Source organism: Pseudomonas sp. P8_241 (genome assembly GCF_034008315.1).
In the GTDB taxonomy this organism is placed as follows: domain Bacteria; phylum Pseudomonadota; class Gammaproteobacteria; order Pseudomonadales; family Pseudomonadaceae; genus Aquipseudomonas.
The window spans coordinates 1,293,381-1,310,032 of record NZ_CP125377.1 but is presented as its reverse complement, the minus strand read 5'-3'; the positions used below and the strand labels follow the sequence as shown (position 1 = coordinate 1,310,032).

Annotated in this window: 12 protein-coding genes; 5 read left to right on the top strand and 7 right to left on the bottom strand. The window is 59.3% G+C overall.

Features of this window, described 5'->3' with window-relative positions; translation table 11 throughout:
• Positions 1 to 106: 106 nt before the first annotated feature.
• Positions 107 to 2,419: a 5-methyltetrahydropteroyltriglutamate--homocysteine S-methyltransferase gene (gene metE / locus QMK58_RS05810; RefSeq protein ID WP_053162201.1), complete on the bottom strand. Its 2,313-nt coding sequence runs from the start codon at positions 2,417 to 2,419 to the stop codon at positions 107 to 109.
• Between the two features lie 109 nt (positions 2,420 to 2,528).
• Here metE and metR point away from each other — a divergent pair, with 109 nt between their 5' ends.
• A complete protein-coding gene (metR, locus tag QMK58_RS05805; RefSeq protein ID WP_320395989.1) occupies positions 2,529 to 3,446 on the top strand; it encodes a transcriptional regulator MetR in 918 nt (305 codons plus the stop codon).
• A 120-nt stretch (positions 3,447 to 3,566) separates the two neighbouring features.
• Here the strand turns inward: metR and QMK58_RS05800 are convergent, their stop codons facing one another.
• Entirely contained in the window at positions 3,567 to 4,205 is a 639-nt protein-coding gene (locus QMK58_RS05800; protein ID WP_053162205.1) for a LysE family translocator, read from the bottom strand.
• Positions 4,206 to 4,227: 22 nt separating this feature from the next.
• Entirely contained in the window at positions 4,228 to 4,662 is a 435-nt protein-coding gene (locus QMK58_RS05795; protein WP_320395988.1) for an NUDIX domain-containing protein, read from the bottom strand.
• Positions 4,663 to 4,939: 277 nt separating this feature from the next.
• On the opposite strand from QMK58_RS05795, the gene QMK58_RS05790 reads away from it, so the two are divergent.
• Complete coding sequence (locus QMK58_RS05790) at positions 4,940 to 6,559, top strand: FMN-binding glutamate synthase family protein (protein ID WP_320395987.1); 1,620 nt, start codon at positions 4,940 to 4,942, stop codon at positions 6,557 to 6,559.
• A 23-nt stretch (positions 6,560 to 6,582) separates the two neighbouring features.
• On the opposite strand, the gene QMK58_RS05785 is transcribed toward QMK58_RS05790, so the two are convergent.
• The 3 genes from QMK58_RS05785 to QMK58_RS05775 are packed head-to-tail and all read right to left on the bottom strand — an operon-like array spanning position 6,583 to position 9,405.
• Positions 6,583 to 8,091: a glucosyltransferase domain-containing protein gene (locus QMK58_RS05785; protein WP_320395986.1), complete on the bottom strand. Its 1,509-nt coding sequence runs from the start codon at positions 8,089 to 8,091 to the stop codon at positions 6,583 to 6,585.
• Between the two features lies 1 nt (position 8,092).
• Positions 8,093 to 9,034 (bottom strand): glycosyltransferase family 2 protein, encoded by a 942-nt coding sequence (locus tag QMK58_RS05780; RefSeq protein WP_320395985.1) that lies wholly within the window; start codon positions 9,032 to 9,034, stop codon positions 8,093 to 8,095.
• On the bottom strand, positions 9,031 to 9,405 hold the full coding sequence (locus QMK58_RS05775) for a GtrA family protein (RefSeq protein ID WP_053162215.1): 375 nt from the start codon (positions 9,403 to 9,405) through the stop codon (positions 9,031 to 9,033). The genes QMK58_RS05780 and QMK58_RS05775 overlap by 4 nt, the downstream gene beginning before the upstream one ends.
• A 241-nt stretch (positions 9,406 to 9,646) precedes the next feature.
• Here QMK58_RS05775 and QMK58_RS05770 point away from each other — a divergent pair, with 241 nt between their 5' ends.
• Positions 9,647 to 10,807, top strand: a complete 1,161-nt coding sequence (locus tag QMK58_RS05770; protein ID WP_053162217.1) for an OpgC family protein — start codon at positions 9,647 to 9,649, stop codon at positions 10,805 to 10,807.
• Between the two features lie 87 nt (positions 10,808 to 10,894).
• Here the strand turns inward: QMK58_RS05770 and QMK58_RS05765 are convergent, their stop codons facing one another.
• On the bottom strand, positions 10,895 to 12,316 hold the full coding sequence (locus QMK58_RS05765; RefSeq protein ID WP_053162219.1) for an amino acid permease: 1,422 nt from the start codon (positions 12,314 to 12,316) through the stop codon (positions 10,895 to 10,897).
• Between the two features lie 485 nt (positions 12,317 to 12,801).
• On the opposite strand from QMK58_RS05765, the gene QMK58_RS05760 reads away from it, so the two are divergent.
• Entirely contained in the window at positions 12,802 to 13,260 is a 459-nt protein-coding gene (locus tag QMK58_RS05760; RefSeq protein WP_320395984.1) for an REP-associated tyrosine transposase, read from the top strand.
• A 249-nt stretch (positions 13,261 to 13,509) separates the two neighbouring features.
• The gene (locus QMK58_RS05755) at positions 13,510 to 16,623 is read left to right on the top strand and encodes a transglycosylase domain-containing protein (protein WP_053162223.1); all 3,114 of its coding nucleotides are present in this window, start codon (positions 13,510 to 13,512) and stop codon (positions 16,621 to 16,623) included.
• Positions 16,624 to 16,652: the final 29 nt, after the last annotated feature.

The window sequence follows — 16,652 nt, the reverse complement described above, 5'->3', positions numbered from 1 at the left end:
CCGCGTTATCGTTCTTCGTCGGAACGCCGCCCGGAGCAGGTTCGCTCCCACAGGGGCTGGCACACGCCGTTAAATTGCAGGAGCAAGCTTGCTCGCGATGGCGTCCTCAAGCCAACTGACTACGCAACTGCCGCGCCGCCGCCACCATGTTCACCAGCGCCGCCTCCGTTTCCGGCCAGGCTCGGGTTTTCAGGCCGCAATCGGGGTTGACCCACAAGCGTTCGGCAGGAATGCGCTTCACGGCCTTGCTCATCAACTTGACCATCTCGGCCGTGTCCGGCACCCGTGGCGAGTGGATGTCGTAGACGCCCGGACCGATGTCATTCGGGTAATCGAAGGCTTTGAAGGCTTCCAGCAACTCCATGTCCGAACGCGAGGTTTCGATGGTGATCACGTCGGCGTCCATGTCGGCGATGGCCTTGATCACATCGTTGAATTCGCTGTAGCACATGTGGGTGTGGATCTGGGTTTCGTCACGCACTCCGCTGGCGCTCAGGCGGAACGCTTCCACGGCCCAATCCAGATACGCCTGCCATTGCGCCCGGCGCAGCGGCAGGCCTTCACGGAACGCCGCCTCGTCGATCTGCACGATCTTGATGCCGGCGGTTTCCAGGTCCTGCACTTCGTCGCGCAGGGCCAGGGCCAATTGCTGCGCCTGGACTTTGCGCGACACGTCTTCACGGGGAAACGACCACATCAGCATGGTCACAGGACCGGTGAGCATGCCTTTCATGACCTTGCCGGTCTGCTGCTGGGCATACGTGATCCAGTCGACGGTCATGGCGTTCGGGCGGCTCAAGTCACCGTAGATAATCGCCGGTTTGACGCAGCGCGAACCGTAGCTCTGCACCCAACCGAAACGGGTAAACAGATAGCCGTCCAGTTGCTCGGCGAAGTACTCGACCATGTCGTTGCGCTCGGCTTCACCGTGCACCAGCACGTCCAGCCCCAGGCGTTCCTGGATCTGCACGGCGTGGCGAATTTCGTGGCGCATCGCATCGTTGTAGTCATTGGCCGACAACCTGCCTTGCTTGAACGCCTGCCTGGCCAGACGGATCGAGCCCGTCTGCGGAAACGAGCCAATGGTGGTCGTCGGGAACGCGGGCAATTTCAAGCGCGCACGCTGCTGTTCGATGCGCTGGGCGAAAGGCGATTGACGTTGGGTATCCTTTGCGCTGATCGCGTTGATCCGCGCCTGCACTTGGGCTTTGTGAATACGCGGCGACTGCGCGCGACTGGCCTCAATGGCGCGGCTATCAGACAGCGCTTTTTGAACATGGGCGGCTTGCGGGTCATTCAACGCATCGCGCAACACGGCAATTTCGCCACACTTCTGCACCGCAAACGCCAGCCAGCTTTTCAGTTCAGGATCGAGTTGATCTTCACGACGCAGATCCACCGGGCTGTGCAGCAGCGAACAGGAACTGCTGACCCACAGGTTGTCGCCGAAGCGTTCCTGAGCCGGTTGCAGTTGCGCCAGCGCCTGCTCCAGTTCACACCGCCAGACATTGCGGCCATTGACCAGGCCCACGGAAAGAATCTTGTAGGTCGGCAGGCGATCAAGCACCTGGCCGAGTTGATCCGGCGCACGCACCGCGTCGATGTGCAGGCCTTGCACCGGCAGGCTCACGGCCAGGCCGAGGTTGTCTTCCAGGCCACTGAAGTAGGTCGCCACGAGTTTTTTCAGCGGCGAATACTGAAGGATGTGATAAGCGCGTTCGAAGGCACTTTTCCACGCTTGCGGCAGGTCGAGGGTCAGGATCGGCTCGTCGATCTGTACCCACTCCACGCCTTGTGCAGCGAGGCGATTGAGAATTTCGTTGTACACCGGCAGCAGGCGTTCGAGCAGGTCGAGTTTGTCGAAGTCATTGCCCTTGGCTTTGCCCAGCCACAAGTAAGTCAGCGGGCCAATGATCACCGGTTTGACGTTATGGCCCATGGCCTTGGCTTCATCGACTTCGTCAAACAGCTGTTCCCAGCTCAGTTTGAACTGCTGCTCAGCGCTGAACTCCGGGACCAGGTAGTGATAGTTGGTGTCGAACCACTTGGTCAGTTCTTGCGCATATTGCGCTGTGCCGCGTTCGCCACCGCAGCAAGTCGATGTGGCGCCACGAGCCATGCCGAACAGGGTGTCGAGGGTCGGACGGCCATCGGCATCTTTAGTGTTGTCGAAACGCTCGGGGATCACACCAAACGTCAGGGAATGGGTCAGCACCTGGTCGTACCAGGCAAAGTCCCCCACCGGCAGCAGGTCGATGCCGGCGCCTTTCTGCAATTGCCAGTGCATGGCGCGCAATTGACGGCCGACGCGATTCAGGCTGTCCTGATCAATGTCGCCCTTCCAGTAAGCTTCGAGGGCTTTTTTCAATTCACGGTCGGCGCCGATGCGCGGGAAACCAAGGGTGTGGGCCAAAGCCATGGTGAGATGCTCCCTGTAAAAGATGGCGCTATTGTCGACAGCCAACCCAACATGAGACAAACTCAACCTTTTCGTGTTGATCACAAGTTTTCCTCATGGAGATCCCCCGGTGCTTGAAATCCGTCACCTCAAGACCCTGCACGCCTTGCGCGAAGCCGATAGCCTGGTGGACGCCGCCGATCGCCTGCACCTGACGCAGTCGGCCCTGTCCCACCAGTTCAAGGAACTGGAGGAGCGCATGGGCATGCCGCTGTTCGTGCGCAAGACCAAACCGGTGCGTTTCACCAGCGCCGGTTTGCGCCTGCTGCAACTGGCCGACGCCACCCTGCCGCTGCTGCGTGCCGCCGAGCGCGACATCAGCCGCCTGGCCGGTGGCACCGCCGGGCGCTTGCACATGGCCATCGAATGTCACAGTTGCTTTCAGTGGCTGATGCCAACCATCGATCAGTTCCGCGATGCCTGGCCGGAAGTCGAGCTGGACCTGGCGTCGGGCTTCTCTTTCGCGCCGCTGCCGGCCCTGGCCCGTGGTGATCTGGACCTGGTGGTGACGTCCGATCCGGTGGATCTGGTCGGCATCACCTATGTACCGCTGTTCACCTATGAAGCGATGCTCGCGGTGGCCAACCAGCACAAGTTGGCGAGCAAGGCTTATATCGTTCCGGAAGATTTGATCACCGAGACCTTGATCACCTACCCCGTGGAACGGGATCGCCTGGATATCTTCACCCGCTTCCTGGAGCCGGCCGACATCGAACCGGCCCAGGTCCGCACCTCAGAACTGACGGTGATGATGATGCAGTTGGTGGCCAGTGGTCGCGGCGTGTGCGGCATGCCCCATTGGGCGCTGCATGAATACAGTTCACGGGGTTACGTGAAGGCCAAGCGACTGGGTGAGAAAGGTTTGTTTGCGACGCTTTATGCGGGGATCCGCGCCGACATGCTGGATGCACCGTACATGCGCGATTTCCTGCTGACGGCCAAGGACACGTCGTTTTCGACACTCGATGGTGTCAGCGCCGTTCGTTAAAGCAATACATCCCCCTGTAGGCGCGAGCTTGCTCGCGATAGCGGTCTGACATTCAACCTCTTCACTGACTGACACACCGCCATCGCGAGCAAGCACGCTCCTACAGGGGATTGTGTCGGGTCAGGCCATGCGTCTTTGCTCGAGCATCATCCGCACCGCCAGCGTCGACAGCACAAAGCCCATGAAGTAACGCTGCGTCGCCAACCACGTCGGGTTGTTGACGAACCACGACGCGATGCCCGCGGCAAACACCGCGATCAGCAGGTTGACGGTGAAACTGACGCTGATCTGGGTCAGACCGAGGATGAGGCTTTGGCTGAACACCGAACCGTGTTCAGGTGAAATGAACTGCGGAAATATCGAGAGATAGAACACCGCGATTTTCGGGTTCAGAGCGCTGGTCAGAAAACCCATGGTGATCAGTTTTCGAGACGAATCCGGCGGCAGTTGCCGGGCTTCGAACGGCGAGCGCGCACCCGGTTTGACGGCCTGCCAGGCCAGCCACAGCAGGTACAACGCGCCGGCCCATTTCAACACTTCATAGGCCATCGGCACCGCCAGGAACACCGCCGTCAAACCGGCAGCGGCAGCGAACAGATGCACAAAGAACCCCGCTACCACACCCAGCAACGAAATCACCCCGGCCTTGCGTCCCTGACAGATCGAACGGGAGATCAGGTAGACCATGTTCGGCCCCGGCGTCAGCACCATCAGCAATGCGGCGGCGGCGAAGATCAGCAAGTCCTGGAGCGGGATCATGGCGGTTCCTTTGCGTAGATGATCAGGCGATCGCGGTCAGCGAGGCTCGATAAAACGGCAGGATCAGGTCTCGTGTCAATGGCGCCAGCGTGACACCAGCGTCGCTGGCCGGGTCGATCCAGATCACTTCTTCGATCTCTGCCGCCGGGGTGACGTCTGCATCGATTGTCAGCTGAAAGATATCTGCCTGTACGACAAATCCCGGCTCGTTGGCGGCGGGGGCAGAGAACTGCCCAAGAAACGTCGCGCTGACGGGATCGATGATCAGACCCAACTCCTCTTCCAGTTCTCTGGCCAGCGCATGAACCGGCAACTCATGGGCTTCGATTTTGCCCCCCGGTTGCATGAACGCCTGCGTACCGCGCTTTCGCACCTGCAGGGTTCGACCGTCGGCACCGATCAATAGCGCGGCGGCAATGCGGATTAGTCCAGTGGACTGGTCTGGAAACGTCGACATGGAAAAAGGCCTTTTACTCAAAACGGCAAGGATCACATGTCCGCCGCCCGCGAGCAAAGCGAACGGCCTCATCACAGACCTTCACATTGTTTAGGTTTCCTCCGGGCACTAAATCCTGACATAACATTGAAATGCTTTCCTGTAGGAGCAAGCTTGCTCGCGAATGCTGAGTATCGGTCAACATCTACGTTGAACATGGAATCGCCTTCGCGAGCAGGCTCGCTCCCACAGTGTTTTGTATCGCTAAATTTATTGAGTCCGAACCCAAGGAAACCGTATGAGCCTGTCACTCCTGAGCCGCTACGCCTTCTTTGCCGTCTGCGTCATCTTCACCCTCGCCAGCCTGCCCTTTCTTGAACACGATTGGCTCTGGCCGATCACTGCCGTCACCGGCGTACTGAGCCTCATAGGGCTGTTCGACCTGCTGCAAAGCCCTCACGCGGTGCGCCGCAACTATCCGATCCTGGGCAACATCCGCTATCTGGTCGAAGGCATCCGCCCGGAGATCCGCCAGTACCTGCTCGAATCCGACAGCGACGCCCTGCCCTTCTCCCGGGCACAGCGCTCGCTGGTCTACTCCCGGGCCAAGAACGAATCCGCCGACAAACCCTTCGGCACCTTGATTGATGTGTACCAGTCGGGCTTCGAATTCATCGGCCACTCCATGCGCCCGGCACCGCTGAGCGACCCGGGCAGTTTTCGCGTGACCGTGGGTGGCCCGCAGTGCACACAACCGTATTCGGCGTCCGTGTTCAATATCTCGGCCATGAGTTTCGGCTCACTCAGCGCCAACGCGATTCGCGCGCTGAACCAGGGTGCCAAACTCGGCAACTTCGCCCATGACACCGGCGAGGGCAGCATCAGCCCTTATCACCGCGAGCACGGTGGCGACCTGACCTGGGAACTGGGCAGCGGTTACTTCGGCTGCCGCACCGCCGACGGCCGATTCGATCCGGAGCGTTTCGCTGCGCAGGCACAAACGCCTCAGGTGCGGATGATCGAAATCAAGATGAGCCAAGGCGCCAAGCCCGGCCACGGCGGCATCCTGCCCAAGCACAAGGTCACCCGGGAAATCGCCGACACCCGCGGCATTCTCATGGGTGAAGACTGCGTGTCGCCATCGCGGCACAGCGCGTTTTCGACACCGATTGAAATGATGCATTTCATCCAGCAACTGCGCGAACTGTCCGGCGGCAAACCGGTGGGCTTCAAGTTTTGTCTCGGCCATCCGTGGGAGTTCATGGGTATCGCCAAGGCCATGCTGGAGACGGGCATCCTTCCGGATTTCATCGTCGTCGACGGCAAGGAAGGCGGCACCGGCGCCGCCCCCGTGGAGTTCACCGACCACATCGGCGTGCCGATGCGCGAAGGCCTGCTGTTCGTGCACAACACCCTCGTGGGCCTGAACCTGCGGGACAAGATCAAGCTCGGCGCCAGCGGCAAGATCGTCAGCGCCTTCGACATTGCCAGTGTTTTAGCCATTGGTGCCGACTGGGCCAACTCCGCACGTGGCTTCATGTTCGCCATTGGTTGCATCCAGTCGCAAAGCTGCCACACCAACAAATGCCCGACCGGCGTCGCCACCCAGGACAATCTGCGCCAACGGGCCCTGGTGGTGCCGGACAAGGCTCAGCGGGTGTTCAGTTTCCACCGCAACACCCTCAAGGCTTTGGCGGAAATGCTTGCCGCCGCCGGCCTCGACCACCCTTCACAACTGTCGGCCAAGCATCTGGTGCGACGCATGTCGGCGACCGAGATCAAGTTGTTCTCGCAACTGCACGTGTTCCTCAAACCCGGCGAATTACTCAGCGGGGAAGTGAGCGGCGAGTTCTATTCGCGGATGTGGCAGATGGCGCGGGCGGACAGTTTCGAGCCCAACGAGGAGGCTGCGGCATGAACTCCGACGGCTCTGCCTTGCGCTCACCAGCGCAATGATTTGATCGGGGCCGGTTCTTTCATCACGATGAAGCCGTAATCACCAATCAGGAAAATCCGGTAGTACTGGCTCTCCACCAGCGCCGGATAACCTTGATAACCCACGCGTGTGGCGTTGCGCCGGTCCTTCTCCGCGACCACGTTGGTGATGCCGACTTTCGGCAGGTTTTCCGCCAGCATGTAAAAGTCGATATTGAGCAAATAATGCAACACCGGCATCTGCTTGAACGAACCGGCCGCGCCCGCCAACCAATGATCGGAATAGCTCACCGACAGGTAAATGCGCTTGGCGTCACGCAGTAGCGGGCGGCTGGCGATGTCTCGTTCAAGGTTGAACAAGGCGCTGGTCGCGAAGGTTTTCTGCACGGTCAATACTCGCCCGTACGCGAACGACAGCGACAGCATCGCCAATAGCGGCACGACCAACAACAAGGGCAGTCGCTCATGCACGGACGCCAACGCCAGATAACTCAGGTAGAACAGCAGCACCAGCAACACAGCAAACCCCATCAGGGTTCTGGCGCCTTCGTTGAAGTCGCGAAAGAACAACGCCACACCCGACACCAACAGCACCACGACCGGCACGGTCAGCAAACACAGCAGGCCGATCAAAAATTTTTTCGCACGACTGTCTTCGCGCTGCACCACCATCAAACCGAGGCGAATAGCACCGGCGACGGCGCACAACAACAGCCCGGCAAAGACCCAGACCAACCCCCCATGAAACAGCAGCACGACTTTTTCCAGCACCCGGGCGATGTTGATGTGGATCTGCAGCCAGGGGGACGCCGCCCAATTGAGCAATAGCGTTCGACTTGAGCCCATGAACGGATAGGCGCTGACGCAGTAGATCAGCCAGCCCAGAAGCACTTGGGCGAATTTCCAACCGATCAGACCGGGCCATTGCGACCAGGCTGTTTTGTCGTGTGCAGCCCGCAATACCTCCAGGCAACACAGCCCCAGAAACACATTCAGGCTCACCTGATAAAGTCCCAATGCCAACGCAATCAGAAAGGACGGCACCAGCCATTGCACGCTGCGCCTGGGATGACGAAAGGTGATCGCATACATCACCGCCACAACACTTAATGCCATGGGTGCGCCGTCGTATTGATAGGACAGGTTCTGCAGGAAGAACGGGTTGTACCAGAGGGGCAACAACACCAGGCAACAGGCGATAGTCGGTTGGCGAAAGTAATGAAAGGTCAGGCTGGTGAGCGCCGAAGCCATGGCCAGCGTGGCGATCAACAAGGGCAGCGGAAAGATGTTCGGCGCCGCATCGGTGAACGTCAGTACGTTGAAAAACAACTGGGCAAACAATCGCCCCTGCTCGGCCCAGGCCATGCCCGCAGACAGCGAGCGCCAGTTGTCATCGATGTAGGGGAAGTCCGCAAGGATCAACGGCAACGCATAGACCAGGGTCGCCAGCAGAAAAAAACACCAGACCTGGCGTCGCCCCAGTTCACGAATAAAAAAGTCGCTGAACCGGCCCATGCTAGGGCTCGACCCGGTCTTTGCCGCCGACAATGTCTTTGACCACGTAGCGCGGCCGGTGCTTGGCTTCGATGTAGATGCGTCCGATGTATTCGCCGAGGATGCCGATGCCGATCAGTTGCACGCCGCCAAGAAACAGGATTGCCGTCATCAGCGACGGGTAACCGGGAACGCTGTTGCCGAAGAAAATCTTGTCCAGCACCATGTACACCGCATACAACACAGCAAAGATCGAAACGGCGCCCCCCACATACGTCCATAACCGCAAGGGCACGGTGCTGAACGAGGTCACGCCTTCCAGCGCCAGGTTCCACAGTTTCCAGCCATTGAACTTGCTGCTGCCCGCCACTCGCCCGGCCCGTTCATATTCCACCACCACGGTGTTGAACCCGGCCCACGAGAGCACGCCTTTCATGAACAGTTGATGCTCGGGCAAAGAGCGGATCACGTTCACGACCTTGCGATCCATGAGCCGGAAGTCCCCGACATTTTCTTCGATGCGGGTGTACGCGATGCGATTGAGCACGTGGTAGAAAATCGATGCACTGTGGCGCCTGAGGTAACCGTCGGCGGATCGGCTGCGGCGCTTGGCAAGCACCACGTCGGCGCCTTTTCGCCATTGTTCGATCAACAGCGGGATGACGTTGATCGGATCCTGCAGGTCGACGTCCATCGGGATCACCGCATCGCCGCTGGCGTATTCCAGGCCCGCGAACAGCGCTGGCTCCTTGCCGAAATTGCGCGAGAAATTGATCAGCACCACCTGGTCATCGGTTTGGGCCAGGGCGGTGGCCTGCTCCGCCGTTCGATCGGTGCTGCCGTCATTGATGAACACAATCTCGACTTCGATGTCACCGAGCTGCAACTCGCGTCGAACCGCCTGATAAAACAGGTTGATCGACTGCTCTTCATTGAACACCGGGACGATGAGCGAAACCTTCATGCATCGTGCTCGCGAAAGACCACGTACTTGGAGTACAGGAAGCCGAACACCAGGCTCAACGCGGAAAACAGAGCCACCGTCAGCAAGCCGTGAAGACGCCAGACGTCGCCGGCATGGCCAACGCCCAGGCTCAACGCGCCCATGCCAGTAATAAATAGCACGTAACCGGCGACCGAGGCCTTGGCGTCGAAGGTGTAGAGCGCGTTCATGTAAAAGGAAAACGAAGCGGCCACGCAGAAGGCCGCTAGATTGCTGATAGCCTGACGCAGGCCTGCCGCCACGCTCAGCAAAAAAAAGATCTGCCAGTGGATCAGGGTGTTGGCGACCCCGATGACCGTGTAGCTGGACAATCCTTTCCATACCCTTCTCATGAATGCTCCCGTTTCAGAACGCTGCACACATAAGTATTTGAGCTGGTCTACTGTCAGAAATCGCAGATAAAGCGGCCTTTCAGACCGGCGGTCAAACGTTGAGGCAATGGCAGAGACATCCGGTAATATCCCGACTTTGCAATTGCCCGCGAATCACGCCACCCTGCGCGCCGCCGATGGCGCGCCTACTCAGTGCGCTCGCGACCAATCCTTTTCATCAGCCGTTCACGAGCCTGCCGACATGACGTCAACGCGCGATCACCGGATCGACTTCTTTCGTGGTCTGGCACTGATCTTCATTTTCTGGGATCACGTGCCCCACAATCCCTTGGGACAAATCACCCTTCGCAACTTCGGTTTCAGCGATGCCGCCGAAGTCTTCGTATTCCTCGCCGGTTACGCGGCGGTGCTGGCCTACGGCAAAGTCCTGGCGCGGGAAGGATTGCTCATCGCCTGCGTGAAAATCCTGCGCCGTGCCTGGGTGCTCTATGTCGTCCACATCTTTTTGCTGGCGATGCTGATGGGCATTGTGTTCTTCGCCAACAGCCACGTGGAAACCCGCGACCTGGTCGAAGAAATGGGCATGCACCACTTCATCAGCAACCCGCAGCAAGCCTTGATCGATGAACTGCTGCTGCGCTTCAAACCGAACCTGATGGACCCGCTGCCGCTGTACATCGTGCTGCTGGCGGGTCTGCCGCTGGTGTTGCCGTTGCTGGTACGTCAAGCGTGGATGGTGGTGGCCATGTCATTGGCGCTGTACTTGATGGTGCCGTTGGCGGGCTGGAATCTGGCCGCGATCAAAGATGGCGTCTGGTACTTCAACCCCGTGGCCTGGCAGCTGTTGTTCGTACTCGGTGGCGCGGCCGCGATTCATGGACAGCGTCCAGTGTTGCCCGAGTCTCGTCCACTATTGCGCCAGCCGTTGTTTGTTGGCGCAGCTGTTTATGCCGTACTGGCCGGGGTGCTGACCGTCCTTTGGCGCTGGCCGGAAATCCACGATGCCGTGGTGCCAGCCAGCCTGAGAAATCTGTTGTACCCCATCAGCAAGACCGACTTGTCTCCCGCGCGCCTGATGCACTTCCTCGCATTGGCCTACGTCACGGCGAAACTGCTGCCCGACAACGGCTGGACGCAAAACTGGCTGGCGCAGCAAAGCTGCCGCATGGGGCGTTTTTCGTTGGAGATTTTCTGCCTGGGTGTGTTGTTGGCGCCTTTGGCGGACATGATCAACGCGTTGACCGATGATGCCTTCGCCATGCAGATCTTCACCGCGCTGGTGGGCGCCGGTCTGATGGCGTTGCTGGCGGCGTGGCTGGAATTCAACAAGCGGTTGAACCAGACAAGTAAAAGATCGCAGCCTTCGGCAGCGCCTACAGAAGCTGATCGTATTCCCCTGTAGGAACTGCCGCAGGCTGCGATCTTTTGATCTTTAAAATGCAAAAGCCCCGGCCAATCGCCGGGGCTTTTTCATTTCACGCGTTACCGCTTACGAAGCCGAACGCACCGCACCTTGCGAAGCATTGGTCGGTTGCAGCTTGAACACATAAAACAACACCGTCAGCAGCACCAGGAACGCCGGCCCCACATACAGCGCCACGCGGGTGTCCGGGAAGTACGCCATCAGGCCGACCACCAGCACCAGAAACGCCAGCGCCAGATAGGAGCTGACCGGGTACAGCCACATACGGTATTTCAGGCCGGCACGTTCGCTGGCGCTCAAGCCTTTGCGGAATTTGAGCTGGGCCAACAGAATCATCACCCAGGTCCAGATCGCGCCAAAGGTGGCAATCGCCGTCACCCAGACGAAGACTTTCTCCGGCACCAGGTAATTGAGCAGCACGCCCAGCAGCAAGGCGCCAATCGACAGCAGCAGCGCACGACGCGGTACGCCGTTGTTCGAAGTCTTGGCGAAACCGGCCGGGGCCTGGCCGTTCTGCGCCAGGCTATAGAGCATGCGACCGGTGCTGAAAATGCCGCCGTTGCACGACGACAATGCCGCGGTGATCACCACGAAGTTGATGATACCGGCCGCGGTCTTGATGCCCAGTCGCTCGAAGGTCATCACGAACGGACTGCCCTGGGTACCGATTTCATTCCACGGATAGATCGACAGGATTACGAACAACGCACCGACGTAGAACAGCAGAATCCGCCAGAACACCGAGCCGATCGCATCCGGAATGGTTTTCTGCGGGTTCTTCGCTTCACCGGCGGTCAGGCCGATCATCTCGACGCCCAGGTAAGCGAACATCACCATTTGCAGGGACATCAGCACGCCTTGTACGCCATTAGGCATGAAGCCGCCGTGGGTCCAGAGGTTGGAAATGCCCAGCGCAACACCGTCGTTACCGAAGCCGAAAGCAATAACGCCGATGCCGCCGAACACCATGGCGACGATGGTGACGATCTTGATCAGGGCGAACCAGAACTCGAACTCACCGAAGGCCTTGACCGCGATCAGGTTGATCGAGCCCATGCTGATCAGTGCCGCGAGGGCCCAGATCCAGCGGGGTACATCGGGGAACCAGACGCCCATGTACACCGCCACCGCAGTGATTTCCGCAACGCAGGTCACCAGCCACAGGAACCAGTAGTTCCAGCCGGTCAGAAAACCGGCCAATGGGCCGAGGTAGTCTTGGGCATAACGGCTGAACGAGCCGGCGACCGGGTTGTGCACGGCCATTTCGCCAAGGGCGCGCATGATCACCAGGATCGCCAGACCGCCAATGATGTAGGACAGCATGATGGCCGGACCGGCCATTTCGATAGCCTTGGCCGAACCGAGGAACAGGCCGACGCCGATGCAGGCGCCAAGTGCCATCAGGCGAATATGCCGTTCGCCGAGTTCGCGTTTGAGCGGGCCGCCTTGAGCGGTCTCGCCATGGGGCAAGTGATTGCCGGTAGGCATGGGGGACAACCTCGTCTTGTTATTGGATATGACCACCAAGTGGTGAAGCGCTGACCGATAAGCCAGCGCTTCCCGAAACCGAATCTGCTTCGTGGGCAGACTCGTCTTGTAGGAATTACCCTCAAGATCAGTGGGAAAACGGCGCCGAGTATTGCACAACAATGGTGCATCGTCATGCCCCTGCCAAAGCCGTATTTACCCCATCGAGATGTCTAAACCAGGCCTTTCCAGCCAACCCCTGTGGCGAGGGGGCTTGCCCCCGCTGGACTGCGAAGCAGTCCCTGAGATCAGGCCGCCTTGATGGGTTCAGACACACCGCTTTACGACTGCTGCGCAGCCGAACGGGAGCAAGCTCCCTCGCCACAGAAGCACTTCGGCGCTATTGGATTCGTCAACGTGTAGGGAAATTTCACTCAGCAATTGCGGATTCACGTAGGAAAACGAGGCGCTAACGTGTTCAAACAACACTTCAAGGACGCAACGGAATGCCTCCACATCCAAACTCACACCTGCTGCGGCGTGGACGTTACTCGGAATCGGGACGGGGTTATCTCATTACGGTGGTAGTGCATCAACGCCGCCGAATTTTCGGCGACTGGCGGATTGGGCGACTGTTGGTTGATGAGTTTCGACGGGCTCAAGAACAAAAAAGCGTCAACTCAATGGCCTGGGTCATCATGCCGGACCACTTTCACTGGCTGGTACAGCTTGAACAGCGATCGCTGGCGCAACTCATGCAGTCAATCAAATCCCGTAGCACACTCACCATCAACCACGCCCTGAACCAAAGAGGAGCCTTCTGGCAAACCGGCTACCACGACCGAGCCATCCGCGATGGCGAGGATCTGCTTCCTTTCGCCCGCTACATTATTGCCAATCCCCTGAGGGCAGGGTTGGTGGTAAAAATCGGCGACTACCCGCTCTGGGATGCCTGCTGGCTATGAATCCGATTTGTAGACTTACCCCCTTGCTCCCGCTCGCCTGCGCAGCAGGCGCAAAACCGGCTGCTCCGACTTATCAGACCAATCGCAAAAATCATTGGGGCTGCTTCGCAACCCAGCGGGAGCAAGCTCCCTCGCCACAAAAAACGGCAAAAACCCGTCATTTTCCACCACACAATTTTTTCCCCATCGCCAACCACCGTCTAAGCTTCAGACAAGTCCGATCAATCTGCGTGAATGGATCAGTCGACTATGGGCGCTTTGTGGCAAACCGATTCGAGTAAAACCGTGGTCCCGACTGAACGAGTGGATGAAGCGCCAACACCTGAAAAACCCCGTCGCAGCCGACACGGATGGGGAGCGTTCTGGCTTTTGCTGTTGATTATCGCGATTGTCGTGGGGCTGGCCGCCGCGAGGGAGATGCGCACCTCGAAGTTTCAGGCCCGGGAAGTCAGCAAATATGCCGCGTCGCTCAACTATGAACTCAAACCCGGTCCCAGCGATGCGATCCGTTATCCGGGTGACGGCCCATTTGACCGGCGTCTGGGCTACAGCTCGCTGGACGAATTCCTGCCGCGCTTGATCAAGCGCGATTTTGTCGTTGAAGCGCAAACCCGTTTCTCCCCTGCCCTGATGGACTACAGCGGCAAGGGCCTGTTCGTACCGTATTCAGAGAAAATCCAGGCCGGCCTGTCGATCACCGATTGCAAGGCGGCGCCGCTGTACCAGTACAACTACCCGCAACAGCTTTACTCAAGCTTTGCCTCGATTCCGCCTGTGGTGGTCAGCAGTTTGCTGTTCATCGAGAACCGCTTCCTGCTCGATCCCAAACAGCCTCTGGCCAACCCGGCGGTGGACTGGCCGCGATTCGGCATGGCGGCATGGTCCCAGGTCGCCAAGATGTTGCACATCCCCGGCCAATCCGCGGGCGGCAGCACCTTGGCGACGCAACTGGAAAAATACCGGCACTCGCCCGATGGCCTGACTGTCAATGGCGCCGAGAAAATACGCCAGATGATTTCCGCCACCGTGCGCGCCTATCAAGCCGGGCCGCAAACCCTCGAAGCCCGGCAGAACGTGGTACGCGATTACCTCAACAGCGTTCCCCTGTCGGCCGTACCGGGGCATGGCGAAGTGCACGGCATGGCCGAAGGGTTGCGCGTGTGGTACGGCGCCGACTTCAACAAGGCCAACGAACGCCTGTCCAGCACCGCGACGGATCCAAAAACCCTGGCAGAAAAAGGCCTGGCCCTGCGCGAAATGCTGTCGTTAATGATCGCCCAGCGTCGTCCTTCTCACTACTTGACCAAGGGCCACGATGAACTGGCCGAACTCACCGACAGCCACATCCGCCTGCTGGCACAGAATGGTGTGATCGACGCTCAATTCGCCGCCGCCGCCCTGGCCAGCAAAGTGACCTATCGCGACTGGGCGACCCAGCCGACCATCCAACCGATCGAAACCAACAAAGGCATCAGCGTGGCGCGCAGTCGTCTGGCCGGCATGCTCAACCGTCCGCTGTACGACCTCGACCGTCTTGACCTGTCAGCCACCAGTACCCTGCAAGGCGAACTGCAAACCCAGGCCACCGAGTACCTCAAGAAGCTCGCGGACCCGGCTTTTGCAACAGAAATCGGCCTGATGGGTGAACGCCTGCTGACCCCCACCAGCACCGCCCAGGTCCGCTACAGTTTTACCTTGTTCGAGCTGACCCCTGACGGCTCGCGGGTGCGGGTGCAAACCGACAGCACCGACCAGCCGTTCGATATCAACGAAGGCAGCAAACTGGAATTGGGCTCCACCGCCAAGATGCGGGTGATGACGACCTATCTGCAGATCATTGCCGAACTGCACGATAAATACGCGCAGATGAGCGTTCCGGAGCTGAAGAAAGCCGAAGTGCCGGATCAGGACCGCCTGAGTCGCTGGGTCGTTGATTACATGATCGAGAACAAGGACCGCAGCCTGCCGACCCTGCTCGGGGCCGCGCTGGACCGCAAATACTCGGCCAGCCCCGGCGAAGCGTTTTTCACTGGCGGCGGCCTGCATGTATTCCATAACTTCCGCAAGGAAGACAACGGCCGCATACCGACCCTGCGCGACGCCCTGCGCGAGTCGATCAACCTGCCATTCATTCGCCTGATGCGCGACCTGGTGCGTTACACCACCTACTCCGGCCCCAACAACAGCGCCGAACTGCTCAAGGACGACCGCGACCCTCGGCGCCAGGAATACCTGGCTTCGTTTGCCGACCGCGAGGGCACTTCATTTCTGCTCAAGTTCTGGAAGAAGTACAAAAACAAGGACACTCAGGACCGGCTCGAAACCTTCCTCGACAGCATGCGTCCGACGCCGATCCGCTTGGCGGCCGTACACCGTTACCTGCTGCCACAGGCCAAACAGGAAACCTTCAATACCTTTGTACGCTCGCACCTCACGGGAGCCAAACTGACAGAAAAGCTCACCGACGAGCGTCTGGTACGCCTTTATCAAGCCTACAGTCCCGGTGCCTACGATTTGCCGGATCAGGGCTTCATCGCCAAGGTCCACCCGCTGGACCTGTGGATGATGGGCTATTTGCTCAATCACCCGGACGCCACCTTCCCGGACATCGTCAAAGCCAGCCAGTTTGAACGTCAGGAGGTTTACAGCTGGCTGTTCAAGAGCCGACACAAGGGTGCTCGCGATAGCCGTATTCGCACCATGCTGGAGATCGAAGCATTCCTCGACATTCACCAGCGTTGGCAGAAAGTCGGCTACCCGTTCGATCACCTGGTGCCGTCGCTGGCAACCGCCATCGGCAGCTCCGGCGACCGCCCTGCCGCACTGGCTGAATTGATCGGCACCATTCTCAATGACGGCGTGCGCATGCCGACCTTGCGTATCGACAGCCTGCATTTCGCCGCTGCCACGCCTTATGAAACCAGCCTGATCAACGACCCGGATGTCGGCAAGCGAGTCATGCCGTCTGAAGTGGCGACGGCGATGCGCGAAGCGCTTTCGCAAGTGGTTGATGCAGGTACCGCCAAGCGCGTTGCCGGCAGTTTCAAACTGCCCGACGGCACGCCGCTGGCCATGGGTGGCAAGACCGGTACCGGTGACAACCGCATCGAGGCCGTCGGTTCGGGTGGACGGATCCTCAGTTCCAAATCGCTCAACCGCACGGCCACCTTCGTGTTCTACATCGGTGATAACCACTTCGGTACGTTGACCGCCTTCGTGCCTGGGCGCTCGGCTGAAAGCTTCACCTTTACCTCGGCATTGCCCGTGCAAGTGCTCAAAGGCATGGCGCCGATACTGACGCCATACCTGCAACCGGGTACGCACACGATGTGCAATCCGGCAACCACGACGGCGCTGCGCTAACCCAAGAGAAAACCGCGAGCATGCGGTAA

What these genes read in the sequence shown, in the direction of transcription:
- QMK58_RS05785 (WP_320395986.1), bottom strand. Translation starts at nt 8,091, where the DNA reads ATGGGCCGGTTCAGCGACTTTTTTATTCGTGAACTGGGGCGACGCCAG.
- QMK58_RS05765 (WP_053162219.1), bottom strand. Translation starts at nt 12,316, where the DNA reads ATGCCTACCGGCAATCACTTGCCCCATGGCGAGACCGCTCAAGGCGGC.
- QMK58_RS05800 (WP_053162205.1), bottom strand. Translation starts at nt 4,205, where the DNA reads ATGATCCCGCTCCAGGACTTGCTGATCTTCGCCGCCGCCGCATTGCTG.
- QMK58_RS05790 (WP_320395987.1), top strand. Translation starts at nt 4,940, where the DNA reads ATGAGCCTGTCACTCCTGAGCCGCTACGCCTTCTTTGCCGTCTGCGTC.
- QMK58_RS05770 (WP_053162217.1), top strand. Translation starts at nt 9,647, where the DNA reads ATGACGTCAACGCGCGATCACCGGATCGACTTCTTTCGTGGTCTGGCA.
- QMK58_RS05795 (WP_320395988.1), bottom strand. Translation starts at nt 4,662, where the DNA reads ATGTCGACGTTTCCAGACCAGTCCACTGGACTAATCCGCATTGCCGCC.
- QMK58_RS05755 (WP_053162223.1), top strand. Translation starts at nt 13,510, where the DNA reads ATGGGCGCTTTGTGGCAAACCGATTCGAGTAAAACCGTGGTCCCGACT.
- QMK58_RS05780 (WP_320395985.1), bottom strand. Translation starts at nt 9,034, where the DNA reads ATGAAGGTTTCGCTCATCGTCCCGGTGTTCAATGAAGAGCAGTCGATC.
- QMK58_RS05775 (WP_053162215.1), bottom strand. Translation starts at nt 9,405, where the DNA reads ATGAGAAGGGTATGGAAAGGATTGTCCAGCTACACGGTCATCGGGGTC.
- QMK58_RS05760 (WP_320395984.1), top strand. Translation starts at nt 12,802, where the DNA reads ATGCCTCCACATCCAAACTCACACCTGCTGCGGCGTGGACGTTACTCG.
- metE (WP_053162201.1), bottom strand. Translation starts at nt 2,419, where the DNA reads ATGGCTTTGGCCCACACCCTTGGTTTCCCGCGCATCGGCGCCGACCGT.